The sequence below is a fragment of the Curtobacterium sp. Csp1 genome (assembly GCF_013347185.1).
Genome location: NZ_CP054594.1, coordinates 2113547 through 2122683, shown reverse-complemented (window position 1 = coordinate 2122683; position 9137 = coordinate 2113547). Strand labels below are relative to the sequence as shown.

Sequence of the window (9137 nt, the reverse complement as noted above, 5' to 3'; positions counted from 1 at the left end):
GGCCTGACCCCGGGTGTGTCGGGCAACGCGAAGCTGGAGAACGGGTCGGTGTCGTTCCCGATCACGGCCGGTTCGGTGACGTACTGGTCGCCGGACGGCAACTACCGCCCGTACGTGCAGGGGCTGCTGAACCACGACGACTCGGGCCTGACGCTCAAGGCCGGTGACACGACGGTGACGCTGGAGAACTTCGTGGTGAACCCGGGTTCGTCCAAGCTCTACGGTGACGTGCTGGTCAACGGGCAGGTCGCAGCGTCCAACGCGTACCTGTTCTCGCTGCACGGTGGCACGCTCAAGCCGCTGCAGCTCGAGGGTGACAACGCGATCCTGACCGGCACCACGGTCCACGTCTCCGACGACGCCGCGAAGCTGCTCAACAGCACCTTCAAGACCGACGCGGTCAAGGGTGGTCTCCTCGTCGGGACCGCGACCATCACCGCACAGATCAAGTAACACCCCCGCACCACACGAACGACGGCCGGCCCCGGAAGGGACCGGCCGTCGTCGTGTGTGCAGGACCGGGAGGCGCGTGGCGGCCCGGTCGCGCCGGGCAGGTCGCGTGCGCTCAGTCGCGGCGGCGCCACCACCGGCGCGGTCGCGCCGCCCGCTCGGCCGCCTCCGCCACCTCGGCCGCCGCAGCCAGCCGGTCGCGTCGCCGGGCGGCCCAGGCCTCGACCTCGGCGTCGACGTCCCGCATCGGGGTCACCACCGGCGGGCCGCCGAGCAGCTGCCGTCTGGCCTCCTTCACCCGGGCGTTGAAGTCCACGAGCACCGCGCGGACGTCGTCCTCGGTCGCGAGGGCATCGAGGTGCCCGTCGAGCTCGGCGTCCTCGGTGCGCAGGGCGAAGGCGGGCGGGGCGATGCCGCGGATGTCCTCGCGCTCGATCTTCGCCTTGATCCACCAGTCCGGGTCGTGCCGGCCGTCGTTCCCGGGCAGCGGCTTGCCGTGGTACGGGTTGCCGTCGAAGACCCCGCGGCGCTCCGCCTGCTCGACGAGCATGCGCGCGTGCTGTCCGACGTCCTGCGCACGCAGCAGTCGGCGTTCCTCGCGGACCTCGTCCGGGTCCAGCGAGCCTCGCTCCACCTCGCTGTCGACGAGCTGCTGGTACCGGTACCGCGCGGCTCGTCGCAGCCGGTCCATCCGGGCATCGACGTCGTTCATGGTCGTCCCATGATGCAACGCACGGGCGACAGCGCACCCAGAAGTCCGCTCAGGAGGCGGCTCAGGAGGCGGCTCAGGACTCCGCCGCGACCTCCTCGATGGTCAGCGCCGCCTGGATCAGGGCGAGGTGCGACAGCCCCTGCGGGATGTTCCCCATGAAGTCGCCGTCCTCGCTGAGCATCTCGCTGAACAGCCCGACGTCGTTGGCCTGCTCGACCATCGCGTCCATGAGCTCGCGGGCGTCGTCGACCCGGCCGACGCAGGCCATCGCGGCGGCGAGCCAGAACGAGCACGCGACGAACGGCGACTCCTCGGCGTCCATCCCGGAGTACCGGTAGACGAGCGGGCCGCGCTGCAGCTGCTCCTCCACCGCCCGGATCGTCGACTCCATGCGCGGTCCGCGGTCGAACGACGACATCGCGTGGAGCAGGATCGACGTGTCCAGGGCGTCGCTGCCCGGGTACATCACGTAGTACCCGCGCTCCTCGTCCCAGCCGTTGTCGGCGACCCACTGTTCGATGAGCTCGCGGTTCTCGATCCACTTGTCGCGCGGGCCGTCGATCATCCCGGCGTCGTGGAGCTCGACCGCCGCGTCGAGCGCCTGCCAGCAGCCGATCTTGCTCGACACGTAGTGCTGCGTGTCCTGCAGCTCCCACATGCCCGAATCCGCCTCGGGCCAGCGGTGGCACGCGTCGTCGGCGAGCCGCTCGAGCACACCGGCCGTCTGCCGGTCGAGCACGTTCCCGGCCCGGACGTACTGCCGCAGGATCTCGAACACGTCGCCCCACACGCCGAGCTGGAGCTGGTCGCCGGCGCGGTTGCCGATCGTCACCGGGCCGATGCCCTTCCAGCCCGGGACGTCGCGTTCCTCGACCCCGTCGGTCTTCTCGCCGTTCAGGTCGTAGAAGATCGGCATGGTCTCGTCGTGCTCGGCGATGGTGCGCATCACCCACGACACGGCGGCGTGCGTCTCCTCGCGGAGCCCGAACCGGGTCAGGGCGTGCACCGTGTACGACAGGTCGCGGACCCAGGCGAACCGGTAGTCCCAGTTCTTGCCGCCGGTCCGGTCCTCGGGCAGGCTCGTCGTCGGCGCGGCCGCGATCGCACCGGTGGGCGAGTAGATGAGCAGCTTGAGGGCGAGGGCGCTCCGCTGCACGGCGTCGGCCCAGGGACCGTCGTACGAGAACGTCTCCGACCACGTCGACCAGTTCGCGATCGTGCGGTCGACCGCGTCGAGGGTGCGCTCCGGTTCCGGCAGGAAGATCGGTTCGTTCTCGGTGCCCACGATGGTCAGGATCGACTTCGACCCCTCGCTCGTGGTGAAGCGACCCGAGAAGCGCGGGCCGTCGTCGTGGATCGGCTCGAACCCGTGCTGCACGATGCCGATCGTGACGCCGTCGATGCCGATGACGGTCCCGTTCGCGGTGTCGAGGCGGTTCGGTTCCGCGGTGTTCAGCAGCGTGCCCGGCACCACGGCCCACTCCATCTCGACGCTGCCCGTGACGCCCTGCACGCACCGGCCGATCTCCGCCCACGGCAGGCGTCCGGCCACGCCGGTGACCATCGCGTCCGTGACGGTGCACGACCCGGAGTCGGTCGTCCACGTGGTGACGAGCACGTTCGTCCCGGGCAGGTACCGGCGTTCCACCGTCGCGTCACCGGTCGGCCGCAGCGCGACGTGACCACCGTGCTCGGCGTCGAGGATGCTCGCGAACACGGGCGGGGAGTCCATCGAGGGGATCGGCAGCCAGTCGATGCGACCGTCCAGCGCGATGAGCGCCACCGTGCGACCGTCGCCGATCGCACCGTAGGACCGCAGCGGCACGGAGCCGTCGGTGCGCTCCTCGTTGTCGTGCGCGTCTGGGGTGTCGCGGGTGCGTTCCGTCATGCCGCCAGCCTGCCCGCGACGTGGAGGTGACCATCAGCCGGACGTACCCCACCCCGGAGGGCCGAACCGGGCCTCCCGACTGCGACACGCCCGGGCGACTTGTGCACTCCGGGCGTGTCGCACTACTGTCGGTCCTCCTGCCCGCCCGGACACCCGACGGGCAGGCCCGCCCGGACAGACCCGGCGGGCAGCACCGCCCGCCCCGGGCACCTCGGAAGGACCGCCGTGCACACCGTGCAGCACCACGAACGCAGCGTCGAGCGCCAGCTCGAAGCGCTCGTCGTGCTGCCCGCGAAGCAGTACGCGAACCAGTCCCTCCGCGACCCCGCGTAGGCACGGCCCGTCTCCCGACGTCCCGTGCCCACCCGGCCCGGGGCGTCCTTCCCGTCGTTCCTCCACCGGTGCTCGGCACCGACCAGGAGGCGCGGGTCCCGCTCGCCCCGGACCGTCACCACCGACGGCCACCCGGCCGTCGTCGAACCGTCACGACGGAAAGGCACCCCCATGAAGAAGATCGACGACAAGCTCCTGAGCTGGGCCTCGCTGCTCGAGGAGAACACCGAGCAGCAGGCGCGCACGACGGCACGGATGCCGTTCGTGTTCCCGCACCTGGCGCTCATGCCGGACGCCCACCTCGGGCTCGGCGCGACCGTCGGGTCGGTCATCCCGACCCTCGGGGCCGTCATGCCCGCGGCCGTCGGCGTGGACATCGGCTGCGGCATGATCGCGGTCCGGACGCAGTTCACCGCCGGGGACCTGCCGGACGACCTGCAGCCCCTCCGCGAGCAGATCGAGCGGGCGGTCCCGCTGTCCGCCGGTGCATCGAACCGGAAGATCGTCGCGACCGCCGAGCCGCGGATCGCCGAGCTCGAGGCACTCGCCGAGCGGGCCGGGTTCGACCCGGCGGGCGTGCACGGCGGCTGGCGGAACCAGCTCGGCACCCTCGGGTCTGGGAACCACTTCATCGAGGTCTCGCTCGACGAGCAGGACCGGGTCTGGCTGTTCCTGCACTCGGGCTCGCGGGGCGTCGGCAACAAGATCGCGCAGCGGCACATCACGGTCGCCAAGCGGCTGATGCAGCGCTGGTGGATCCAGCTCCCGGACCCTGACCTGGCGTACCTGGTCGAGGGCACCCCGGAGTTCACGCGGTACGTCGCCGAGCTCGGGTGGGCGCAGCACTTCGCCCTGCTCAACCGCGAGGAGATGATGGACCGGGTCGTCCGGCAGCTGTCCGAGGTGCTCGGCACCGCGGTCGACGAGCAGGAGCGGATCAACTGCCACCACAACTTCACGCAGCGGGAGACGCACTGGGGCAAGAGCGTGTGGGTCTCCCGGAAGGGTGCGATCCAGGCCAAGGCCGGCCAGCCCGGGCTCATCCCCGGGTCGATGGGGACCGCGTCGTACGTCGTCGAGGGCCTCGGGAACAAGCCGTCGCTCGAGTCGTCCCCGCACGGCGCCGGTCGGTTGTTCTCGCGGTCCGCGGCGCGGCGGACGTTCACGCACGACCAGCTCCGCGAGGCGATGGTCGGGATCGAGTACCGGGACACCGACGCGTTCCTCGACGAGATCCCGGCCGCGTACAAGCCGATCGACCAGGTGATGGCGGACGCGACCGACCTGGTCGCGATCCGGCACACGCTGCGGCAGGTCGTCAACGTCAAGGGCGACTGACCGACGGACGGGAGGATCGTGGCGACCCCGCCACGATCCTCCCGTCCGGTGCGCGCAGCGGCGCGTCACGGACAGCGTGCCGCGGAGCGGGCACGCTGGTCAGGATGAGCGACCAGGCGGAACGGGCAGCGCGCGAGACCGGACGACAGGCGCGGCGCATCGCCGACAGCCGGTGGTTCGAGACCACCGCCCGCGCCGGGTTCGTCGGCAGCGGCATCGTGCACCTGCTCGTCGGGTACCTCGTGGTGCTGCTCGGCATCGGCAGCGCGTCCGGCGAGGAGACCGACCAGTCCGGCGCGCTCCAGCAGCTCGCCGCGGTCCCCGGCGGGATCGTGCTGCTGTGGGTCGTCGCGGTCGGCACCGCGGCGCTCGCCCTGCGCCTGGCGGTCGAGGCGGTCGTCGGCGGTCGGTCGGACAGCACCCGCGCCTGGGCCGCCCGCGCGAAGGACGCCGGCAAGGCCGTGGTCTACGGCGTCGTGTCGTACACGGCGGTGACCTTCGCGCTCGGTGCCGGCAAGAGCTCGAGCGGCTCGAGCCGGGGCGCCGCGGCGCAGGCCCTCGCGACGCCCGGCGGGGTGTTCGTGCTCGTCGCGGCCGGCGTCGTGGCGATCGCGATCGGTGTCAGTCTCGTCGTGACCGGGGTCCGTCGCTCCTTCCGCAAGCAGCTCGTGCCGCTGCCGAGCACCATCGACCGGCCCGTCACGGTGCTCGCGATCGTCGGCTACGTCGGCAAGGGCATCGCGGTCGTGGTCGTCGGCGTGCTCATCGTCGTGGCGGCGTTCCGGAGCGACCCGAGCCAGGCGACGGGGCTCGACGGGGCGTTCCAGGTGATCCACGGCATGCCGGGCGGTGGGGTCGTGCTCGTCCTGGTGGGCATCGGGTTCCTCGCCTACGGGGTCTACAGCTTCTTCCGCGCGAAGTACGCCCGCCTCTGACCGACGCCACGACGCCCGGCGGGGGTCGCGGACGCTGAACATGTTGGACGCGTGCGGAGGCGTCCACCGGTAGGGACGGAGCATGCACACCGACGCCACCTCCGGACCCGTGACCGTCTTCTGCGACGAGCAGGCCGTCCTCGTCGAGAGCATCGTCTGGGACCCCGAGCACGAGCGACTCCGCTGGACGGACATCACGCTCGGTCTGCTCACGACCGCCCGCGCCGACGGCACGGTCGAGTCGAGCGTCGCGTTGCCGCCGCCCCTCGCGAGCTTCCAGCCGCGGGCCACCGGCGGGTTCGTCGCCGCCCTCGGGGACACCGTCGTGCTCACCGACGCGCGCGGGACCGTCGAGCGCGAACTCGCCCGGGTCCGGCACGCGACGCCGGACATGCGCTTCAACGAGGGCAAGTGCGACCCGTTCGGCCGGTTCGTCGTCGGCAGCATGGACCTCACCGACCGCGACCCGGCCGGTGCGCTGTACTCGGTGGAGCCGGACGGATCGGTCCGGGTGCTCCGCGGTGGATTCGGCGTCACGAACGGCATCGAGTGGTCCGAAGACGGCTCCGTGATGTACGTCACCGACACCAGCACGCAGACGATCTACCGGGGGAGCTACGGGCCCGACGGGGAGCTCGGCGACCTCGAGCCGTTCGTCAGCGGTGCCGCGCACGACGGCCTGGTCCGCGACGACGAGGGGTGTCTCTGGACCGCGGTGTACGGCGGCGGCCGGGTCGAGCGCTGGAGCCCGGCCGCCGAGCACCTGGAGACCGTCGAGGTGCCGGCACCGAACGTCACCTCGGTGGCCTTCGGTGGACCCGACCGGTCGACGCTCTTCATCGGCACCGCGCGGGAGAACGCGACCGAGGAGCAGCTCGAGCGCGCGCCGCACTCCGGCGCCGTGTTCGCTGTGCGGACTCGCGTGCACGGCAGCCCGGCGTCCGCGTTCGGCGGCTGAACCGCGGGTATCGTGGGCGGTCGCCAGCAACACGGGAGGCCCACGTGCACGAGGACGACACCACCCCGCACACCCACGGGACCGCGCCCGGCGAGGGGAGCGCGCCGAGCGAGGGGAGCGCGCCCGACGGCGGCACGGCTGCGCCGGCACCGGACCCGGCCGGGCGGCTCGCGGACGCCGAGGACGCCGACGTCACGGTCGAGGTCGACCGGATCGCCGTCGACGGCACCTACGTCCGGGTCAGTTCGATCGGTCACCCGGGTGCGCGGGCGTTCGTGCTCGTCGCCGGGCTCGGCATCGCCGCGACCTACTACGAGCGGCTCGCCCCGCACCTCAACGAGAACGGCCCCGTGCACGCGCTCGACCTGCCGGGCTTCGCGGGCGTCCCGCGCTTCCGGGGTGCGGTGTCGATCGAGCGGTACGCCGACGCGGTCGAGCGGGTCCTCGACGACCTGGGGCTCGAGGACCCGGTGCTCGTCGGGCACTCGATGGGCACGCAGGTCGTCACCGAGGTCGCCGCGCGCCGACCCGAGCTGCGCGACCTCGTCCTCATCAGCCCGGTGGTCGACCGTCGCGCCCGGACGATCCGGCAGTCGGCCGGACGGTTCCTGCGTTCATCGCTGCACGAGCCGGCGGCGGTCCGTTGGCACGGCATCACGGCGTACGCGCTGTGCGGCTGGCACTGGTTCCGGAAGGTTCTGCCGCGGATGATCGCCTTCCCGATCGAGGACCGCGCGGCCGAGGTGCAGGCGCGGACGCTCATCGTGCGCGGTGAGCACGACGCCCTCGTCCCGCGGGACTGGGTGCGGAACCTGGCGCGGGTCTTCCCGCACGCGGTCCTCCGCGAGGTCGTCGACGGTGCGCACTCCGTCATGCACGCGCAGGCGGACGCCGTCGCGCGGCTCGCGGTCGACCACGTCGCGGGGCGGATCACCGACCGCGGCGTGGGGTCGCTGCAGCGGGTCCGGGACACCACGACGTCGTCCGACCTGGCGCGGCTCAGCGCGAAGGAGGCGTGGCTGGTCCTGAAGTCCCGCTTCATCGAGCTCGCCGGGATGGCGCGGGGGGACGACGGTGCGCTCGAGCAGGCGAAGTCGGCGCACGCGGTCGCGATGGCGGACGGAGACGGCATCCCGGTCGACCCGGAGGACCGCCGCGAGGTCGTCGACGAGGTCGCGCCCGAGGTGCGGGGCCGGTAGCCGCGTCCCGCTGACGGTCCGGCAGGTGGTGCCGGACGCACGGGACTGCAGGCCCGGTGCCGGTCCGTCGGACCGGCACCGGGCCTCCAGTCGGGTCGCCCTGGTGTGGGTCTACGCGTCTGCGGTGATGCGTCCGGGGAGCATGTCGCGCGTCAGCGCGTGCGCCTCGGCGAGCACCTTGCGGGCGTCGTCGGTCTTGTCCCAGACGTTCCAGAGCAGGACGCCGCGGACCGTGTCGTCGTCGTCCAGGTAGTAGACGACGCCGGTGACGTTCGGCTCCTGCCAGTCCTCGACGGTGTGCAGCTTCGTCGAGACCTGCCCGACGGCCTCGTAGCCCATGTCGAAGACGTCCGAGTAGAACATCGGCGTGTGGTCGTAGGTCTCGTCCGCGTCGGCGAGGTTCCGGCCGGCCTGGCGCCCCTGCTGCTGCGCGTTGTCGACGTGCTCGACGCGGCGCGTGCCGAGGATCCGGTCCGGGTACTCGGCGACGTCGCCTGCCGCGAACACCGACTCGTCGTCGGTGACCAGCGTCGAGGACACCACGATGCCGTCGTCCACCGTCAGGCCCGCGTCGGCGGCGAGCTGCGTCTGCGGCTCGATGCCGAGACCGACGACGACCGCGTCCGCCTCGAGCACGGAGCCGTCGTCGAGCGTCAGGGTCACGCCGCCCGCCGTCTGTGTGCCGGACTCGACCCGGCGGCCGAGGCGCAGCTCGACCCCGTGGTCGACGAAACGCTGCTGGAACGCGTGCGCGAGCCCGTCGGGGAACATCCGCGCGCCCACGGTCTCGTCGGGGTCGACGAGCGTGACCTTCGCCCCGTTCTGCACGACGCCGGACGCGATCTCGGTGCCGATGTACCCGCCGCCGACGACGGCGACGTGTGCCCCGGCGTCCGCGAAGGCCCGGAGCTTCCGGTAGTCCGCCGCACTCCGGTAGTCGAGGACGCGGTCGGACGGCTCGAGTCCGGGCAGGCCGCGGGGCTTGCCACCGGTGGCGAGCAGGAGACGCTCGTAGCCGTGGGTCTGGCCGTCGGCGGTCGTGACGGTCTTCGCCGCGCGGTCGATCGCGGTCACCGCGGACCCGAGCACGAAGGTCGCGCCGGTCTCCTCGGTGTGCAGGTCGACCTTCTCGTCCCAGTCGAACTCCGGGTCGGTCCAGAGCTTCTTCGACAGGGCCGGGCGGGCGTACGGGCGGTCGTGCTCCTCGCTGAGGATCCCGATCGAGCCGTCCTGGTCGATCTCGCGGATCCCGCGGGCTGCGGCGTCGGCGACCATGCCGCCGCCGACGATGAGGTACCGGAAGTCGGTCATGTGCGTCCCTCGT

8 protein-coding genes are annotated in these 9137 nt (G+C 72.2%); 5 read left to right on the top strand and 3 right to left on the bottom strand.

Annotated features, from left to right (window positions below; genetic code table 11):
• On the top strand, positions 1 to 453 hold a 453-nt coding region (locus HUN58_RS20235; protein ID WP_217488509.1), incomplete at its 5' end, for a hypothetical protein.
• A gap of 112 nt (positions 454 to 565) precedes the next feature.
• Here the strand turns inward: HUN58_RS20235 and HUN58_RS10145 are convergent.
• Positions 566 to 1162: a DnaJ family domain-containing protein gene (locus tag HUN58_RS10145; protein WP_058741844.1), complete on the bottom strand. Its 597-nt coding sequence runs from the start codon at positions 1160 to 1162 to the stop codon at positions 566 to 568.
• Between the two features lie 73 nt (positions 1163 to 1235).
• Positions 1236 to 3050 (bottom strand): glycoside hydrolase family 15 protein, encoded by a 1815-nt coding sequence (locus tag HUN58_RS10140; protein ID WP_141859958.1) that lies wholly within the window; start codon positions 3048 to 3050, stop codon positions 1236 to 1238.
• A gap of 504 nt (positions 3051 to 3554) precedes the next feature.
• Here HUN58_RS10140 and HUN58_RS10135 point away from each other — a divergent pair.
• From HUN58_RS10135 to HUN58_RS10120, 4 genes are all read left to right on the top strand, one after another.
• Positions 3555 to 4721, top strand: coding sequence for an RtcB family protein (locus HUN58_RS10135; RefSeq protein ID WP_114850412.1), 1167 nt, complete (start codon positions 3555 to 3557; stop codon positions 4719 to 4721).
• Positions 4722 to 4825: 104 nt separating this feature from the next.
• Positions 4826 to 5656, top strand: coding sequence for a DUF1206 domain-containing protein (locus tag HUN58_RS10130; protein ID WP_141859960.1), 831 nt, complete (start codon positions 4826 to 4828; stop codon positions 5654 to 5656).
• Between the two features lie 82 nt (positions 5657 to 5738).
• Positions 5739 to 6614, top strand: a complete 876-nt coding sequence (locus HUN58_RS10125) for an SMP-30/gluconolactonase/LRE family protein (RefSeq protein WP_141859962.1) — start codon at positions 5739 to 5741, stop codon at positions 6612 to 6614.
• 44 nt (positions 6615 to 6658) lie between these two features.
• A complete protein-coding gene (locus HUN58_RS10120) occupies positions 6659 to 7813 on the top strand; it encodes an alpha/beta fold hydrolase (RefSeq protein ID WP_180225780.1) in 1155 nt (384 codons plus the stop codon).
• A gap of 111 nt (positions 7814 to 7924) precedes the next feature.
• On the opposite strand, the gene HUN58_RS10115 is transcribed toward HUN58_RS10120, so the two are convergent.
• Entirely contained in the window at positions 7925 to 9124 is a 1200-nt protein-coding gene (locus tag HUN58_RS10115) for an NAD(P)/FAD-dependent oxidoreductase (protein WP_141859967.1), read from the bottom strand.
• Positions 9125 to 9137: the final 13 nt, after the last annotated feature.

Excerpts from the sequence above, each read along its gene's own strand:
- HUN58_RS10145 (WP_058741844.1), bottom strand. The coding sequence starts at position 1,162 with ATGAACGACGTCGATGCCCGGATGGACCGGCTGCGACGAGCCGCGCGG.
- HUN58_RS10140 (WP_141859958.1), bottom strand. The coding sequence starts at position 3,050 with ATGACGGAACGCACCCGCGACACCCCAGACGCGCACGACAACGAGGAG.
- HUN58_RS10135 (WP_114850412.1), top strand. The coding sequence starts at position 3,555 with ATGAAGAAGATCGACGACAAGCTCCTGAGCTGGGCCTCGCTGCTCGAG.
- HUN58_RS10130 (WP_141859960.1), top strand. The coding sequence starts at position 4,826 with ATGAGCGACCAGGCGGAACGGGCAGCGCGCGAGACCGGACGACAGGCG.
- HUN58_RS10125 (WP_141859962.1), top strand. The coding sequence starts at position 5,739 with ATGCACACCGACGCCACCTCCGGACCCGTGACCGTCTTCTGCGACGAG.
- HUN58_RS10115 (WP_141859967.1), bottom strand. The coding sequence starts at position 9,124 with ATGACCGACTTCCGGTACCTCATCGTCGGCGGCGGCATGGTCGCCGAC.